Genomic DNA, 16,974 nt, shown 5'->3' on the forward strand with positions numbered 1-16,974 from the left:
CTGGACAGTCTCCTCATGCTTTATTTGGGAAATGACCAGCGCAAGAGGTACAGTTGACCGAATGTTACGGCTCTCCTTCCATATTGGATTTAACAGCCATGTCTGATCTCCCTTTTACTTTGGATCAGTTACGCATTCTTAAGGCAATTGCTGCCGAAGGAAGCTTTAAGCGTGCGGCTGATAGTCTCTATGTTTCCCAACCTGCTGTCAGCCTACAAGTACAAAACCTGGAGCGGCAGCTTGACGTACCCTTGTTTGATCGCGGCGGGCGACGTGCTCAACTGACCGAAGCTGGCCATCTCTTACTGAGCTATGGCGATCGCATCTTGAGCCTGTGTGAAGAGACCTGTCGCGCTATCGAAGATTTACAAAACCTGCAAGGCGGCACCCTGATCGTAGGGGCGAGCCAAACGACGGGTACCTACCTGTTACCGCGCATGCTGGGTCTATTCCGGCAAAACTATCCGGATGTGGCTGTGCAGCTTCATGTCCACTCCACCCGGCGCACGGCTTGGAGCGTTGCCAATGGGCAGGTCGATTTAGCCATTATTGGCGGTGAGGTGCCGCCTGAGCTTCAGGACTCGCTGGAAGTGATTCCCTATGCGGAGGATGAAATGGCGCTGATTCTGCCCGTTTTCCATCCGTTTGTCCGCCTAGACCAAATTGAAAAAGACGATCTGTATAAACTGCAATTCATTGCGCTCGATTCCCAGTCCACGATTCGGAAGGTGATCGATCAGGTGCTAACTCGGTGCGGCATCGAAACTCGCCGGCTCAAAATCGAAATGGAGCTGAATACGATTGAAGCAATCAAAAATGCGGTGCAGGCCGGACTAGGGGCTGCTTTTGTTTCTATCTCAGCGATTGAAAAAGAACTGCAAATGGGCGTGCTGCATCGTGCTCGCATCGAAGGTGTAGTTGTCAACCGCACCCTCTCGGTCATCTATAATCCCAACCGTTACCGTTCCAAAGCTGCCGAAGCCTTTACTCGCGAGATTCTGCCCCAGTTTGCCACCTATGCCCCGCCGCCCGAAGATAGCCTAGAGCCTAAGCCAATTACAGAGCATCCCCTCCCGCTAGAGGTCACGCCCTCCCACCCAGGCACTAATTAAAGCCATTCCTGCTTTCTAGGCTCAGAATCGGCTAGGGCAATCATGCGCTAGAGACAGAATCCGCTAGGGATACGATCTAAATCTGCAAATGTTTGGTTGCGGTTTAGGCTAGTTTTAAGAAGCATCCAAGCAGACCAAGGCGAGTCGAATCAGAAGAGGCATTAGAAGCAGCACAGCACTCGTCTATTGCTCTGTTCAGGTAGGCTGATTTTGTCTTAGTCCAGGCTTAGTCCAGGCAATATTCATGGAAATTTTCTGCACTCGTCCGAGCTGTTCCCGACCGCTCAATCAGTTCCCTGATCTGGACGATCCCGCTAGGCTCAAAACCGTACCTCACAAATTTTGCACCGCTTGCGGTATGCCGCTGATTTTGGATAATCGGTATCTGCCGCTCAAGCTGTTGGGCAAAGGGGGATTTGGGGCTGCCTTTTTAGCCCGCGATCGACGCACGCCTGGAATGCGCTATTGCGTTGTCAAGCAATTTCAGCCCGCTGGCAATCCCACACCAGAACAACTCCGAGTTGCCCAAACCCTATTTGAACGAGAAGCAGAGGTTCTGGAAGACTTAGGAATTCGCCATCCCCAAATTCCTGATCTGCTGGCCTTCTTTCCGCTGGATGTGACTAGTCCGGGTGGTGGCCAATCCGAGCAGTTTTTCTACATCGTGCAGGAGTTTGTCGATGGGGAAGACATGGAAGCCGAACTGGCGCGACGGGGCCAATTTTCTGAAGCAGAGGTCTTAGAAATTCTGACCGAGATGCTGAAAATTTTGCAGTTTGTGCATGAGAACCATTCGATCCACCGCGACATTAAACCCTCGAACATCATGCGACGACGTGATGGCATGTTGTTCCTGCTCGATTTTGGAGCCGTCAAACAGGTGACTGCTGCTGCCGCCGCCAGTCAACCCGGTCGGGCCTCTACAGGCATTTACTCACTGGGGTTTGCTCCACCGGAACAGATGCGCGGTGATCAGGTTTATCCAGCAACAGATTTGTATGCCCTGGCCGTTACCTGCATTACGCTGCTGACGGGAAAACAACCAAATGAACTGCACGACACCTACAGCGACTCCTGGAACTGGCGCTCCTATGCTCAGGTGAGCGATCGGCTAGAGGCCGTCCTCAATCGCATGCTGTTGCCGACACCCAGCCAGCGGTTTCAATCCGCAAAAGACGTTTTGGCTGCGCTTCAACCCCTGCAATCCGCATCTCCTCCAGCCCAACCCGCTCCAACGGCTCCAACTCCCGGCAAAACGGCCCTGCAATCTCCATCCCCATCTATTCCACCAGCTTCTCAACCAGTGTCCCAACCGATCCAACCGTCCCGATCTGTTCCTAAACCAGCTCCGCCTACAGCCCAATCTCCACCGCCAATTCCAGCTTCACCTCGTTCGACCTTTACGCTGTGGGAGGTATTGTCTGGAGCAGCCTTTACTGGTTTTGAAGGAGGACTATTGGCGATTGCTACGGCCAGCTTATTGGGAACGATTGGTCTATCACCGCTGTTTTGGCTGATTTTGCTGGCGGTGGTTGGCAGTATAGTGTTTGCCCAAACTCGCCGCTGGATCGAAAAAATAGACTTGGTGATTGTTGCAGGTCTGACGCTGCTGCTGGTATGGTTTTTCCCGTTTAATCTGCTGCACCAAATTGTGCTGGTAGCACCACTTAATACCCTTGCTCAAACGTTGGGACTTGGACCACGCCTGATGGTGTTGCTGATCGCCGGCTTTGCTTGCCTAATTGCTGTTGCCGCTACAGCTACATTTCGTTTGGTTTACAATCTTCTGTCTCGACTGCTGTAACCTCTTCGACTAGCCAACTTCAAGCCCAATCTTTCAGATGATTAGGATAGAGTTTGAGCTAAACCTGGACCGAGTTGTATAGATCAAGGCGTCGATAAGCTTCATAAAAATTATAAAAATCGTATTGAATCCGGTTGAACCTATGTCTCGCAAAAACGAAACGCCTGTTCTCGTCCTTTCTCTGTTGATCACCCTGGGACTGATTGGTGGTGTCGCCTGGTGGTTTACACGGGGGCTATTCTCTGGGCAGAACGGCGCTCAATCCAATTCATCGCTCAACTCTCAAACCGGCAATGGTCAGGCATCCTTTACCGACCGATCGAGTACAGGAACCAGGGTGCTTAACCCCCAATCTGCCGCCGCCGAGAAGTTGGCCGGTGCTCAAGCGATGGCCAATCGCAACTACACCCAGGCCGTAACAGACTTTGAAGCGGCGCTGCAAACCAACCGCAACGATCCAGAAGCGCTGATTTATCTAAATAATGCCCGCATTGGTGATCAGAAAGCCTACACCATTGCTGTGTCTGTGCCGATGGCGACTTCTACCAATCCGGCCCTAGAGATCTTGCGTGGAGTAGCCCAAGCCCAAACCCAGATGAATCAAACTGGAGGCATGGGTGGCGTACCGCTCAAGGTAATGATCGTCAGTGATGATAACAACCCAACCGTGGCGCGACAGGTCGCGGATGCCTTGGTTAAAGAAACCGAAGTTCTGGGGGTAATCGGCCATTTTGGCAGCGAAGCTACTCTAGCCGCCGCTCCCATTTATGAACAGGGCAAGCTGGTGATGGTTTCTCCTACCAGCACATCGGTGCAGATTTCCAACGCAGGCAATTTCGTTTTTCGCACCGTACCCAGCGATCGCTTTACCGCAACGGCCCTATCTCGGCACCTCTTGAATAACCTAGGTAAACAAAATGCCGCGATTTACTACAACTCAGCCAGCGACTACAGCCGCTCCCTCAAGGACGAGTTTGTTACTGCGCTAACGAGCGATGGTGGGCAGGTGGTAGCTGAATTCGACCTGAGCAGTTCCGGCTTTAATGCGCTCGACACCGTCAAGCAGGCCAGTCAACAAGGTGCAGAAGCCCTAGTTCTGGCGGCCAATACCGCCACGCTCGATGCCGCCCTGCAAGTGATTGCCGTGAACCGTCGCACCCTGCCTCTACTGGGGGGAGATAGTATCTACAATCCCAAAACACTGCAAGTAGGAGGAGAAAATGCCGTTGATATGGTAGTCGCAGTTCCCTGGGTGCTGCTATCAAACCCCCAATCGGAGTTTGCCCGAACCGCCAAAACCCTCTGGGGTGGAGATGTCAACTGGCGAACTGCAATGGCCTACGATGCTACCCAGGTATTAGCCACAGCAATTGGAGCGAGTCCCGACCGTACAGGTGTGCAGCAGAGCCTCGCTAGTCCTGATTTTTCCTTAGCTGGTGCGACCGGCACAGTCCGATTTTTGCCGTCAGGCGATCGCAATCAGGCGATGCAGCTTGTAGTCGTGAAACCAGGAGAACGATCAGGTTACGGCTATGATTTCGTGCCGCTGCCTTAACGATTTTGTCATTCCTCGGCTCCTCTGCCGGCAGCCAGAACAATTACTCAGACTAGTTTTCGGATTAGTTACTGCGAGAAAGCGATTCAGAGGGCAAGCAAAGCAAGTTGTCACCGTAGGTGCGGATCAGACCCCGCTGCCGCAATTTGCCCATCAGACGGGTTACCGTGACACGAGTAGAGCCAATGGCACTGCCGATCTGAGCATGGGTGAGTGCCCAGGGCAAACAGTAGCCCTCTTCGCAAGGTTCGCCAAATTCTTCGATTAACAGCGTTAAAAAGCCCAATAGACGGTCAATGGTGCGGCGCTGACCAAGCGTACTAAGCCACAGCAGCTTACGCTGATGCTGATAACGAAAAGCATCGAGGACTTCTCGCCGGAAGTGGGGCCAGTTGTCTAAGTCGTGCCAGTACAACCAAATTACCGAGGTTTGATCGACATGGGCAAAGCTTTGAATCGTAAATGGTGATTGCGCCACAATTTCAAAGGGCTGGCCAGCACCCACAAATCCTAAAAACGCTTCTTCTGAATTAATTCTCGGTACTCGAGATGAGCCAGAAGTAGCGCTAACCTGAGCTTCTCCTACTAACCGTACCGCGCCTCGCTGCACTAGATAAAGCAAGCCCGCTCGCGTTGGAATTTTCTCATCCTTGCCGAAGGTGCGACAGCGATAATGCTCCTGTGCCCAGTCCAGAATGCGTTGCCAGGTCAGGAACGGACGAGAGGCTTCAGATGGCGATGGTGATGACACTGAGAACATAGGAGAGAGGGTTTACAACCAGTTGAGATGGGAGGAATCCGCACCAAGGCTAAAAGGCTAACTGGAGCAGCCCACCTCCCTGTTTTCTAATCAATTTTCTAATCAATCAATCAATCAGCGGACCTTAACTCAAGATTAGCTTAACTCTAGAATTTTTTAGAATTAAGACTCTACTAAGCTTAACTCTACAATCAATTAATGAAACAGAAAAACTACGGAGTTAAGAATACCAAATCGTTCCTAATAATTCCTATTATTTCTAAGCTAGCTCTTTCTAGACGGAGTATCCTCCCGTTCTTTGAAAAAGCAACAAACGTTTAGAATTTGGATCCCTGTTCAACTCCAGCCTTCAGCAACTCTCAGGCATTGGTGTGCATTCACGAACTCTACCTATCCTATATCCAGCCCTACGTTGGTTAATAGTTAATAGGCTACAAAAAAGTCTTGATTGGCAAGAATTGCAGTGCCGAGGCCCCAAGGGTTTCGACCAAGCAGCTACTTCTCTATCCCAGTCTCAGACCCAGTCACAGAGCTTGGGGGGCCAGTATTCTGAGTTTCAAGCCATACCACTGAACCGGATCAAACTTACTAATGAGCTAGCCAATGAGCTGGAATATGTTTCGGCCCTAGCCTTCAAGTTGCAATCGCTACAAGCCCAACCGGCTCTGCTTCTGGCTCAGAAAATTGCAGCCAACCTTGCCTTACCCACCTGGTTTGAGCCATCGAGTCCTGCAGCAAACCTCTGGACTGAACGGATTTGGCGGCACGTTGTGATCTCAGTGCGTCCGCCAGGGTGGATTCACCTGCGGTTGAAGCATGCGGGGGTAGCTGAATGGTTGCAGGGTTTGGCGAGTGACCCTGGGGGGGTGGGGAGTCAGGAGTTAGGAGTCAGGAGTCAGGAGTCAGGAGTCAGGAGTCAGGCCAGGAGTCAGGCCAGGAGTCAGGTTTGCCAGAGCGTCAGCCGACGGGAGTTAAGCGCCAGTGGGTTCGACCATCACGCTTCTGAGATTTTTGCGGCTATGCATGCTCATGCTCGTTGCTGCTCTCTATTGCGCTGGGCGGCTCAGGAGGAGTTAATTCAAATCGCCGTGGATGAGGCAAGGAGTGAGGCGGGAACTGAAGCTGTGCTAGAGCTGAAACAGCCGATTCCCTGGTTGGATGCGAATCAGATGCTGCGCGGTCAAGCGTCCGAATGGAACTTGATTCTGCAAATCAGCGACACCTTGGATAATTTGGCACAGCCTCAAACTGCTCGGCAGACATTGAAGGTTCTGGCTAATTTGAGCCAAGCGTTTCAGGTATTTCATGCTCAGAGTCGCATCTGGGGAGATGACAGACGGCGTGATCCAGCACCAGAGTTGGTACAAGTGCGGCTTGGCTTGATGTTGATTACCCAAAAAGTTTTGCATCATCTGCTAACGCAAAGCTTGAGCCTAAAACCGCCTAGCGATCTGTAAACCCCTGAACAAATAAACAAAGGTTATATTTCTGATGCAAAATATTTGTCACATCTATGCAACGTTGGCGTCAAACGGATGACAAAGACAATCAAGGTCTGTTATGCTTAGTGTCGTGTGAGGAGCGAACCAGCAAGGGCACCGAGACGAAACACGGTCAGTCGTCGGTGCCCTTTCTGATTTTTAAATCCTCTATCGAATCCTCCATCGAAGGCTGATATTGCTCTGAACTTAACCCTGAACTTAACCCTGAACTGAAGCCGGATTCAGACAGTGCGATCAGCCTGGGGAATGTAGCTGGCTACGACTCGGCCAGCCCCCCGCAACTGACGATAATAAGCTTGACTGACGGCATCCCCCTGTTCTGACAACACATCAATACCGATGCCGTTCCGTCCCTGATCTTTGCCAGAACTGTGAATGTAGTACCCCTCACCCAGGTAAAGGCCAACATGGGTGGCGCGGTCGGGCCGACCAAAGAACACCAAATCTCCTGGCTCTAGCTGGTCTAATTGAACGGGCCGGACGAAAGCTTCCTGCTGATAGGCATCTCTGGGCAGCCAAATGCCGGCTACCGCAAAGGCCGTTTGCATCAGACCCGAACAATCGTAGTTGGGTCCAACCGTACCGCCCCAGAGGTAGTGATTCGGCTGCATCATCGCTTGGTGCGTATAGGCAATTACCTGCGGTAATCGAGCGCGAATTTCTGCTTCTGTCAATACCAGGGGTTGATAGGTCGCTTCTGCCACCTCCAGTAAATCCAGATCTTCGGTGGCGATCCAACCCGGATAGTCATCTTCACAGAGCTGCACAGGAATGGCCTGAGCTTTGCTGTTCAGTTCTATCCCTGTCGCTAGGCGGAGTTGCCGTCCTGCCACCGCTTGGGTTGCTAAGCTTTGCAAGGCTGGAGCATCGTAGAGGTTGAGATTGCCCAGACAGTGATATTCCAGAAGCTCACCTGCCGCCAGCGCAGTTTGAATTTGCACTAAGGAAACCATCAGCAGCAACCATCCATCTCGCTAAACCAAACTTGAAGCGAAACGCGGCACAGAACTCACCAACGTAGCGCCCACGCTCGATAATAAAACTATTCGATCACACAATTCGGCTATCCATTAGGCTAGCTGCTAAACGAAGCCGCATCTCGGTTACTATGCTTTTTTTTCATCGCGACGAGGCGTTAAACCAACTGGGTGAACAAATTCTAAAAGCAACCTGGGCCACCTTTCCGGACCTGGCGCGCAATCAGATTGCCATGACCTGGATTGTGTACGACGAGCCGGTGCCGGTCAACACAGGCGGCGCACTGAGGCCCGAAGAGTTCTGGCGCTATCCGGTGCGGGGGTTTGCCTATCGCGGCTCTGAGTTGTTCTATCCAGCCAGCATTGTCAAGCTGTTTTACCTGGTGGCCGTGCAGGAATGGTTGGAGCAGGGCATGATTATGCCGTCGGCGGAACTGGACCGGGCGATTCGCGACATGATTGTCGATTCCAGCAATGATGCTACTAGTCTAGTGATGGACATGCTTAGCGGCACGACTAGCGGCCCAGAGCTGCCACCCGGACCGTTTGAAACCTGGCAATACCAGCGCAATATCGTTAATCGCTATTTTCAGTCGCTGAATTGGGTTGAGCTAGAAGGGATTAACGCCAACCAAAAAACCTGGTGTGATGGAGCCTATGGACGCGAGCAGGTCTTTTTGGGCGAACAGCGGCAAAATCGCAACCAGCTCACCACAAACGCCACAGCTCGATTGCTGCACAGCATTGTGGGCGGCGTCGCTGTCTCTTCAGCCCGATCTCAGGCGATGATGGCCTTGCTGAAACGCAGCCTTGACCCCGCCGATCTGGAAGCCAATTCAGAAAATCAAGTCAGTGGTTTTTTAGGCGCAGGCTTACCACAAACGGCGCAGCTTTGGTCGAAGGCGGGCTGGATGAGCCAGGTGCGTCACGATGCGGCCTACATTGAAATTCCCGGATTACGGCCCTATTTGCTGGTGGTGTTCACCGAAGGCAAGACCCAAAGCCAGAACGAGGCGCTGCTGCCCTTTGTGGCGCAACAAATAATGAAAGCGATGGAGACATTGGCTTAGTAACCAGAGGACTGACTTACAGCCTTTTTCAGGCTAGTGAAGTCCGAAAAACGGGGTGCAGGGACAGTGCCCCACACACCTCGTACCTCACATGAGTGAAAAACCCTATAAACCAGTTCTTAGTTTTGAGTTTTGAGTTACGGAACCTGCACAATCTAGCCTGTTGAGCTTGGTGATTTGTAGCTCAATCAAAGGGAAATGGTATTACTGACAAACCAGCGAGTTGAATACTTGATTGGCCTGCTCTGCTGCCCGATCTCCCAAGGCGGAAATCACGACAATGTGGCTTTCGTCGTCTAGCACCCGCTTTGCTTCGTACTTAACGGCAGGTAGAGGCGCAGCATCACTGGCAACCGTCAGGCTGCCCTGCTGGATTTCCACTGGCGTAATCATGCCGCAAACCGGCTTTTCTTCGGTGCGGGCCTCGTTAACCTGAAATGTGGCTGGGTCTTGGAAGGAGAAAGAAAAGCCTGAGAACAACTCGTTTCGCGGTTCGGGGCTGGGATTCGGCTCTTCGGTTGCCGTTTCTGGAGCTACGAGCGGCATCCGAGCTAGGAACAGCTCCACTGTCGGAATAGACTGAGGGGACTGAGGTGACGCCCCCGGAGACGTGGCTGGAGTCACCGTCGCAATGCTCGTCACCACCGCCATTTTGCCGCCGCCAATGTTGGTGCCAAAGAAGCCTCTGGAGCCGCCAGGAATCTCGTAGGTCATCAGACTCTGAGCAATCGCCTCGGCCCGTTCCGCATCAAAGGCATTGCCCAGCGCTTTGATTCCCAATCCGGCTAGACCTGCAATTACCAGCAGCACCGCTCCAGCCGTAATTGCCACCCCTTCCCAAATGCTGACCGGATATTCAACCGGTGTTTCTACAAAATCGTTCATTAGGTTACGTCGCTGAAATGCCACCAACAAGTTACGTTACGAACCTGAATCCCATTTCTTCTCCAGCTTACCCAGCCGCACTCTCTTTCACCCAGACTTGCATATTCAGCAACTGCATGGGGCCAAACTGGGTTGCCAGGGCCACGTCCGCCGCATCTCGCCCGTAGGCAATCGCAATTCGATTTCCGCGGGGCTGGGCTTGGGTGGCGTCGAAGGTATACCAACGGCCTTGAGTTTCATCGGTGGAGTTGAGTCCCACATAGGCTTCAAACCAGGCGTGTAAGTCCATTGGGTCGAGTTCGTGCAGATAGCCTACCACCATGCGAGCTGGAATATTGAGGCTGCGGCAGAGGGCAATTCCCAAATGGGCAAAGTCGCGACAGACACCTACTCGTTTTTCTACCGTATCCAGTGCCCAGGTTGAGGCATCGCTGGTGCCATAGGCATATTCGATGTTCTGCTGAATCCAACTACGGATGGCTTCCACCTGGTCGTAACCCGGAGCGCGATTCCCCACTATCTCTAACGCTAGATCTGCCATGCGATCAGCAGGACAGTAGCGGCTCGGCAGCAAGAATTGCAGCACACTTTCTGGCAGGTATTGCACTGGTACATACAGTGCTCCTGGTGCCACATCGATCGCGTCTGCCGTTTCGACTACAGCGGTGGACTTGACCTGAAACGGACCGGGAGGCACAATCAGCCGCTGACAGAGGTTGCCATAGCCATCGGTGTATTCGATCACGGGCACCATGGGGTTGAGTAGATACTCTTCCCGACTCACCCATTGCCCATAGCCGCTTCTGGGCCGCAGCATCAAAATTACCGGCGTGGGTACGCTAGCTTCAAACGAAATCTGACAGCCTGCTTCTAGCTGCATGGAGTCTCCTGATTCTGCTTCTGATTTGCAGGATAGCGAGTCCAGCGAAGCGGTGCAACGTCTTACTATCCTTGAGCAGCTTTAAGCTTTGCACAGAACAATAATTTTGAGGTTGGATGCAGTGAGCAGATTCGGTGAATCGTATAGTAGACAGGAATACTGAGAATAGCCAGTCAAAATCATAGATGAGCAAGCCTTCTCCTCAACCACCTGCTCAGCCAGATCCCAACCTTCCGGTATTAAAGACAACATCAGGTCGGTTCACTCAGCAAGTTTTAATGCATATTTGGGAACCCCTGGATGTTCTGGGACGAGCTTTGATGGGAGATTTGTGGCGAACCGTTTATCTCTCAGTCCAAGATGCAATTGCGCTTAGCACACTGCTTCAACTTCCTGGACTAGTAGGTCGCATCATTCTTGGTAAGGATTTCGCTAGTCTCGACGTATGCTGGCAAGAGAATGCGCTAGGAGTACTGCGTTATGCTTGTTTTATCATCGTCATTTCTGATTTTTTGCTGTGGACTGTTTTAGCTGGTCGAATCATAGGACGTTTTTGGGCGGATCTGCGAGAGTTATGGCGAGGCAATAGAAATGGCTCCAACCAACCGTAGGGAAGTGACGCTTTACGAAGAAGCCAAGACCGGTCTCAGGTCCTTAGTGCAGCAAACGGCAGTCGTCTTCATTGGCTTTGTTGTGATGTTGCTGCTGACTGGAGGTGCTCCATCTGGCTTTGTTGTTGCTCTGAGTTTTTGTCTCGGTACTGCTTTTGTGGCTTGGAAGGAGCAGAAGCGAATTTCTAGATTGAGATCAACTGAGGATAAGACTGCTGCGGGTTCACAGCCTATAAACATTCTCTCAGTCAATCATCAATCTGTGCGTAGAAGCAGTAAGAACAGCGGTACTAGACCCCGGACCAACTGGAGTACTTCTTCACAGTCAGGAGATACAAATACTCAATCTTCTAATTTCCCTGACAAAAAACGACTTCAGATACTACCTACGGGCGAAATAGTTGTCACTTCTATACAAGTTCAAAATCTTCTGATGCCTGCACCAAAAGAGTCAGTAGTTGAAGTTGCATCTGAGCTTCGGCGTCTACTAGAGCAATTTTCTCAGGCTGCCCCGAATAACACAGTATCTGAGCGGATGGTAGTCTTTACAAAAGTCATAGAAGAAATTGAAAGGCAGCCTCAGTTCAAACAGCAGTTGATCAAAGTGATGAAGTCGGGGGGAATAGAAGGCTTAAGAGAATCGATCGAATATCCTGATGTCAGCGTTTTATTGGCAGCACTAGAGACATACACCAATTCCTCAACGCAAATCGATTCCTAGGAACCGATCGAGAAAACGAGTTCGCCAGGTCAGCCGCAGGATAAAGCACCATTCGATCGCCACTAGGCCGATAAACAAATAGTGAATTGGGTCGAGCGGATAGAGTTCAAAAAAGCGACGCAGCGGCGGCACGGCTACAATCAGCAGATACAGCAGCAGCAGCAGCAGCGCCACGATGGTATAGCGCCAGTCTCCGCTCAGCGGCTCGCCTCCCACCCAAGCCCTTGTCGGCGGCTTCAGGAAAGGAATTAGCAGCAGTTCGCCCATCACCAAAATGGCCACTAGCGCACTGCGAGGAATGGCATGATTGACCTGGGCCAGGGTGGCTCCCGGCGGCAAATCCAACACCGCCACAACCAAGTAGAACAAATACACCAGCAGCGCCACCAGCGTCAGGGTGAGGGTGGCTGGAATCACGAAATGCAGCATCGAGCGGACCATACTGCGGCGCGGCAGCAGGCCCGGTTTGGCCCAGATCGGAATACACATCGTGGGGAAGCCGACCCCAATCAGCGCCACGATGGCGCTCTGTTTGTTTTGCAGCGGAAAGCTGTCCGTCACCAGCGCGATGGCAAAAATCAGCAGCGTCACGCAGAAGGTGCGCACCAGAAACAGCTTCAGCACATCCTGAATGCCGTTGCGAATCCGCTGCCCTTCCAGAAAGGCGCGAGGCAGAGCTGCAAACGAATCCTTCAGCAGCACAATGTCCGCCACGCTGCGAGTTGCCTTACTGCCGCTTTCCATCGCAATCGCCAAATTCGCCTGCTTTAGGGACAGTACATCATTGACGCCATCGCCAATCATGGCCACATAGCTGCCCAACTTGCGCAACTGCCGCACCAGCATCGCCTTTTGCTCTGGGCTAATCCGGCCAAACACAGTACAGGACTGGGCCGCCTGGGCGAATTGAGCACTATCCATCTGGGCGAGCTGCGCGCCAGAAATTACCGTGATATCGCCACTCAAACCAGCTTGTTTCGCCAGAGCCGCCACCGTTTGGGGATTGTCGCCAGAAATAATCTTGACGCGAATCCCAGCCTTGGCAAAGCCAGCCAGCGTTTCATAAGCTTCGGGACGGAGCTGGTCACTGAAGCGCAGAATCCCTAGCGGCACCAACTCCGACGGCAGTTGGGGCAGAAATTCGTCTGCATGCAGCGCGGTTGGATTAGGACTATAGGCAAACAGCACCACCCGCAAACCTTGCTCTACCCCAGACTGAATGTAGTCAGTCATGTCGGCACTCAGCAGGCCGGTGGTGGTCAGCAACACTTCGGGAGCACCCAGCAGATACACCCCCCGCCGATCGGCATCATCAAACGCAACCGCACTCCACTTGCGGGCTGAGGAAAAGGGGACTTCGGCTTTCAAATAGCGCTTTTGGCCCGGACAGGCGGCAGCAATCGCTTCGCTGGTGCGATTACTCGTACCCAGGTTGGCGGCAAAGTCACCCAATCGCTCGCGCAACTCAGCTTCTGAGATCCCAATCGGGTAAACCTCCTGCAAATGAATCTGGTTCGTGGTCAGCGTCCCGGTTTTGTCGAGGCAGAGCGTATCGACATTACTGAGCGATTCCACCGCATTTGCCTGCTGAATCAGCACATCCTGACCTACCATCCGCACTGCTCCTAAGCCATAGGCCAGCGTGATCGCCAGCAGCAGACCCGCCGGAACTAGGCCAGCAATCACCGCAAACCGCTGCACAATTTCGTTCACCGAATAGCTGCTGCTGAGGTAGCTAATGCCCACGAGCGTCCAAAGGAAGCAGGCAATCAGCATGAAAATCCGAATCACTACGTTAATCTCGACCTGCAAGGGCGTCAGCGAGCGGCGGAACATACGTGCCCCGGCCATTAGCTTGTAGGCCACGGTTTCGCTACCCACCTTTTGGGCCTCGTAGCACGCGGTGCCGCTAACGCAAAAACTGCCGGAATAGACCGGATCGCCCGTATGTTTGGGAATCAAATCCGACTCGCCCGTCAGCAGAGATTCATCCACCTCCATACGGCCCTCGCCCACCACCTGCCCATCCACCACAATCTGGTCGCCCGCCCGCACCAGCAGAATGTCACCCCGAACAATTTCACTGGGGTCAATTTGCCGCTCGCGGCCCTGGCGAATTACAGTCGCTTTGGGCCGGTTCAGCAGGGCAATCCGGTCGAGTTGGTGTTTGGCCCAGCTTTCCTGGTAAATATTGACCAAAACGCCGCCAAAAATCACAATGATCACCAAAATGCCATCACTGAATCGCCCCAGCCGAAACATCACCAGACTGATGGCAAAGAAGATGGTATTGATGACCGTGAAGAGATTTTCTTGCAGAATTTGGCGATAGGAACGGCTACTTTGCAGTTTGGCCGTATTCCCTTCTCCAGCGGCACGTCGTTTGATTACTTCACGTTCGCTGAGTCCGCTGAGTTCACTAACGCTAAGTTCATTAATGGTTTTACCTACAGGAGCGGGGCTGTCATCGACTGGGTTAGTCATGCATCACTCGTTGGGAGATCGATTCAGGGTTTGATGCAAGGTGGGAAGCATCAAGGGGATAATACGGAAAAATGCACTGCTCAATCCTTTATACAAGTATGCCCCCTGAAGTCGTTGAGATTCTCTCAGCCGATGAGCTGCGCCGTACCCTGACCCGCCTAGCTTCTCAAATTGTAGAGCGCTCAGGCGACCTGTCGAAGCTAGTGTTACTGGGCATTTACACTCGTGGCGTACCGTTAGCAGAACTGCTCGCGCGGCAAATTGAAACCCTAGAGCGGGTCTCCATTCCGGTTGGCTCGCTGGATATCACGTTCTACCGCGATGACCTTGACCAGATCGATCTGAGAACGCCAGAACGAACCGACATCCCGTTTGATCTGGCTGGCAAAACCGTCGTCCTCGTCGATGACGTGATCTTCAAAGGCCGCACCATCCGCGCTGCCCTCAATGCCATCAACGACTATGGCCGACCCGAACTGATTCGACTCGCCGTACTAGTCGATCGCGGCCACCGAGAAGTTCCCATCCACCCTGACTTCACCGGCAAAACGTTACCTACCGCCAAAGAAGAGAAAGTAAAAGTTTATTTGCAATCCACCGACGGACGAGACGGTGTCGAACTCATTAAGAGAAGGTTTGAGGTTTGAGGTTTAAGTTTTGAGTTTTGAGTTTTGAGTTTTGAGTTGGCTTATGGTGAGAGTTCAGCATGAGTACTGCACCTTTGGCTTAGCTCAGGTCTTAGTTTATTGGCTTGAACTGGGTTCAAATTAAGAAATTGTCCTTGGAGATGAAAGCTAATCTCGGATTTGGGGATGCTACTGAGAAATAAATGAACCTCGAAATCTTGTTTCGCACTAACTACATAACTCAAAACTCGATCCGCCTGACCACCGGAAGCCAAAACTCAAAACTCAAAACTCAAAACTCAAAACTCAAAACTCACTAAAGCTTCCTCCCCCCACAATCGTGACAATCTCTAGCCGATCGCCATCCTGGATTTGGGTTTCGCCCCAAAACTGACGGTGCAGAATTTCGCCATTGTATTCCACCGCCACCAAGCGGGGATCCATACCCAACTGTTCCAACAGGTCAGGCAGGCGAGTTTGAGCCGGACATTGCCGCGACTCGCCATTCACCTGTAACGTCACTAACTCACTCATTGCCTCTCCAGTTTATTTGACCGCCCGAATCGTCTGCACCCGCTGCATTTGCGAGACAAAGAACTGCGTCATCAGGGTGGGCTGCTCCGCCTCCATGATCGCCCGAACGACAGCAATCCGCTCTGCTCCAGCAGACAGCACCTCGGCCAGATTTTCCGCATTGATGCCGCCAATCGCAAACCAGGGCACTGTGGCATGTTTGACGGCATAGCGCACATACTCCAATCCAGCCGCCGCTCGACCGGCTTTGGTAGGCGTTTCGTAAACTGGACCGACACCAATGTAATCTGCCCCTTCTTCGATCGCCCGCTGCATTTCTTCTGGGTTAGTTGTGGAGCGGCCAATGATCCGCTGGGAGCCGAGCAACTGCCGCGCTAAGGCAATCGGCACATCGGTTTGGCCCAAATGCACACCGTCCGCCTCTACGGCAAGGGCCAGATCCACCCGGTCGTTGATGATGAACAGGGCATTATAGCGGTGACAGAGCTGTCTTAGCCTAGTGGCGGTGCTGATGCGGGTCAGGTCGTCTGCCGTTTTGTCCCGATATTGGACCAGCGTTAGCCCACCCTGGAGGGCCGCTTCCACAACGGCCAGCAGATTGTCAACCGGCGAAGTTACCAGGTAGAGATAGGACTGTTTGAGCTTTTGGTGCCGCTGATGGCCCGTCAGATTGCTTTCCAGCGTGTAGACTCGGTAGCGCATCTGCTTGCACGCGGTGGCCATTGGCTCGGAATAGAGTTTGCCGTATTCTTCCAGAACCCTCAGCGCCTCTTGGGTGCGGCAAAAGTTGCTGCGCAGCAGTTCGGTGATATTGGCTCGCTGCTGTTCGTTGGGATGGGTCAACTCGGTGCCCGGATCGTTCGGCGTGTCTCTAGCGGACCGAATCTCTTCTCGATGCCACTGGCCCAGTTCTTGCCGCAGTTGCTTGCATTCCTCAGTGAACTGGGCTTGATTGAGGCCAAAGCGACACCATTCCTCGATAATGCGCAGTCCTTCGCGGGCGCGGTCTAGATTCGCATCCAGAATCCGCAGAACCGTGGGTTGGCCTACCCCGATCGATTGAGGTAAGGAATCGAGTGGATTGGACTGATTGGTGGGTTGATTCACAGGTCCAGAATTTACAGGCAGAGAATTTACAGGAACAGTAGGTGGATAGGTCATTTGCATGACCGGCTTGGGCGAGCGGAAGAGTATATGTTTCATGCTACGTTACGAGCTGCGTGACGGTTGATCCTGACGAAGGTTGATTTTAGAAAAGCCGCTTTCAGGGAAAACAGCTTTAGCCAAAAAAATTTAGCGCAACTTGTTTCTGTCAGAGAAAAATCGTGCAAAATTTAGTAAATCTACTTGTATACGCTACGGAAAGGGTGAGAACAGCAATTTGTTGCAAAGTCACTCCAGGGTTAGCGTCTGCCAGTAGATCTCACATGCGTCACTGGTCAATTCATTCACC

Annotated in this window: 15 protein-coding genes; 8 read left to right on the forward strand and 7 right to left on the reverse strand. The window is 52.5% G+C overall.

The window, feature by feature from the left end; translation table 11 throughout:
- Positions 1–98: 98 nt before the first annotated feature.
- The 3 genes from HJG54_RS08065 to HJG54_RS08075 all read left to right on the forward strand — a co-directional run bounded on the left by HJG54_RS08065 (position 99) and on the right by HJG54_RS08075 (position 4,471).
- The gene (locus tag HJG54_RS08065; RefSeq protein WP_316434357.1) at positions 99–1,112 is read left to right on the forward strand and encodes a LysR family transcriptional regulator; all 1,014 of its coding nucleotides are present in this window, start codon (positions 99–101) and stop codon (positions 1,110–1,112) included.
- A gap of 244 nt (positions 1,113–1,356) precedes the next feature.
- Positions 1,357–2,916 (forward strand): serine/threonine-protein kinase, encoded by a 1,560-nt coding sequence (locus HJG54_RS08070; RefSeq protein ID WP_316434358.1) that lies wholly within the window; start codon positions 1,357–1,359, stop codon positions 2,914–2,916.
- Positions 2,917–3,058: 142 nt separating this feature from the next.
- Entirely contained in the window at positions 3,059–4,471 is a 1,413-nt protein-coding gene (locus tag HJG54_RS08075; RefSeq protein ID WP_316434359.1) for an ABC transporter substrate-binding protein, read from the forward strand.
- A gap of 64 nt (positions 4,472–4,535) precedes the next feature.
- Here HJG54_RS08075 and HJG54_RS08080 read toward each other — a convergent pair whose 3' ends face one another.
- Positions 4,536–5,231 (reverse strand): Crp/Fnr family transcriptional regulator, encoded by a 696-nt coding sequence (locus tag HJG54_RS08080; protein WP_211624451.1) that lies wholly within the window; start codon positions 5,229–5,231, stop codon positions 4,536–4,538.
- Positions 5,232–5,764: 533 nt separating this feature from the next.
- Between HJG54_RS08080 and HJG54_RS08085 the strand changes: the two genes are divergently transcribed.
- The gene (locus HJG54_RS08085; RefSeq protein ID WP_316434360.1) at positions 5,765–6,688 is read left to right on the forward strand and encodes a DALR anticodon-binding domain-containing protein; all 924 of its coding nucleotides are present in this window, start codon (positions 5,765–5,767) and stop codon (positions 6,686–6,688) included.
- Between the two features lie 266 nt (positions 6,689–6,954).
- Here the strand turns inward: HJG54_RS08085 and HJG54_RS08090 are convergent, their stop codons facing one another.
- On the reverse strand, positions 6,955–7,686 hold the full coding sequence (locus HJG54_RS08090; RefSeq protein WP_316434361.1) for a C40 family peptidase: 732 nt from the start codon (positions 7,684–7,686) through the stop codon (positions 6,955–6,957).
- A 155-nt stretch (positions 7,687–7,841) separates the two neighbouring features.
- Here HJG54_RS08090 and HJG54_RS08095 point away from each other — a divergent pair, with 155 nt between their 5' ends.
- Positions 7,842–8,780, forward strand: a complete 939-nt coding sequence (locus HJG54_RS08095; RefSeq protein ID WP_316434362.1) for a serine hydrolase — start codon at positions 7,842–7,844, stop codon at positions 8,778–8,780.
- Between the two features lie 204 nt (positions 8,781–8,984).
- Here the strand turns inward: HJG54_RS08095 and HJG54_RS08100 are convergent, their stop codons facing one another.
- Positions 8,985–9,665, reverse strand: a complete 681-nt coding sequence (locus tag HJG54_RS08100) for a hypothetical protein (protein ID WP_316434364.1) — start codon at positions 9,663–9,665, stop codon at positions 8,985–8,987.
- Between the two features lie 67 nt (positions 9,666–9,732).
- Positions 9,733–10,545, reverse strand: a complete 813-nt coding sequence (locus tag HJG54_RS08105; protein ID WP_316434365.1) for a transglutaminase family protein — start codon at positions 10,543–10,545, stop codon at positions 9,733–9,735.
- Positions 10,546–10,730: 185 nt separating this feature from the next.
- Here HJG54_RS08105 and HJG54_RS08110 point away from each other — a divergent pair, with 185 nt between their 5' ends.
- Both HJG54_RS08110 and HJG54_RS08115 read left to right on the forward strand, forming a co-directional pair.
- On the forward strand, positions 10,731–11,156 hold the full coding sequence (locus tag HJG54_RS08110) for a hypothetical protein (protein ID WP_316434366.1): 426 nt from the start codon (positions 10,731–10,733) through the stop codon (positions 11,154–11,156).
- On the forward strand, positions 11,137–11,877 hold the full coding sequence (locus HJG54_RS08115) for a hypothetical protein (protein WP_316434367.1): 741 nt from the start codon (positions 11,137–11,139) through the stop codon (positions 11,875–11,877). Before HJG54_RS08110 ends, HJG54_RS08115 begins: the two co-directional genes overlap by 20 nt.
- Here the strand turns inward: HJG54_RS08115 and HJG54_RS08120 are convergent.
- A complete protein-coding gene (locus tag HJG54_RS08120; protein ID WP_316434368.1) occupies positions 11,857–14,361 on the reverse strand; it encodes an HAD-IC family P-type ATPase in 2,505 nt (834 codons plus the stop codon). The genes HJG54_RS08115 and HJG54_RS08120 overlap by 21 nt on opposite strands.
- A gap of 98 nt (positions 14,362–14,459) precedes the next feature.
- Between HJG54_RS08120 and pyrR the strand changes: the two genes are divergently transcribed.
- Positions 14,460–15,008, forward strand: coding sequence for a bifunctional pyr operon transcriptional regulator/uracil phosphoribosyltransferase PyrR (gene pyrR / locus HJG54_RS08125; protein ID WP_316434369.1), 549 nt, complete (start codon positions 14,460–14,462; stop codon positions 15,006–15,008).
- 285 nt (positions 15,009–15,293) lie between these two features.
- On the opposite strand, the gene thiS is transcribed toward pyrR, so the two are convergent.
- Positions 15,294–15,521, reverse strand: coding sequence for a sulfur carrier protein ThiS (thiS, locus tag HJG54_RS08130; protein WP_316434370.1), 228 nt, complete (start codon positions 15,519–15,521; stop codon positions 15,294–15,296).
- 12 nt (positions 15,522–15,533) lie between these two features.
- Complete coding sequence (locus tag HJG54_RS08135; protein ID WP_316434371.1) at positions 15,534–16,724, reverse strand: thiamine phosphate synthase; 1,191 nt, start codon at positions 16,722–16,724, stop codon at positions 15,534–15,536.
- Between the last annotated feature and the right edge of the window lie 250 nt (positions 16,725–16,974).

The sequence above is a fragment of the Leptolyngbya sp. NK1-12 genome (genome assembly GCF_032598965.1).
Lineage (GTDB): Bacteria > Cyanobacteriota > Cyanobacteriia > Elainellales > Elainellaceae > Elainella.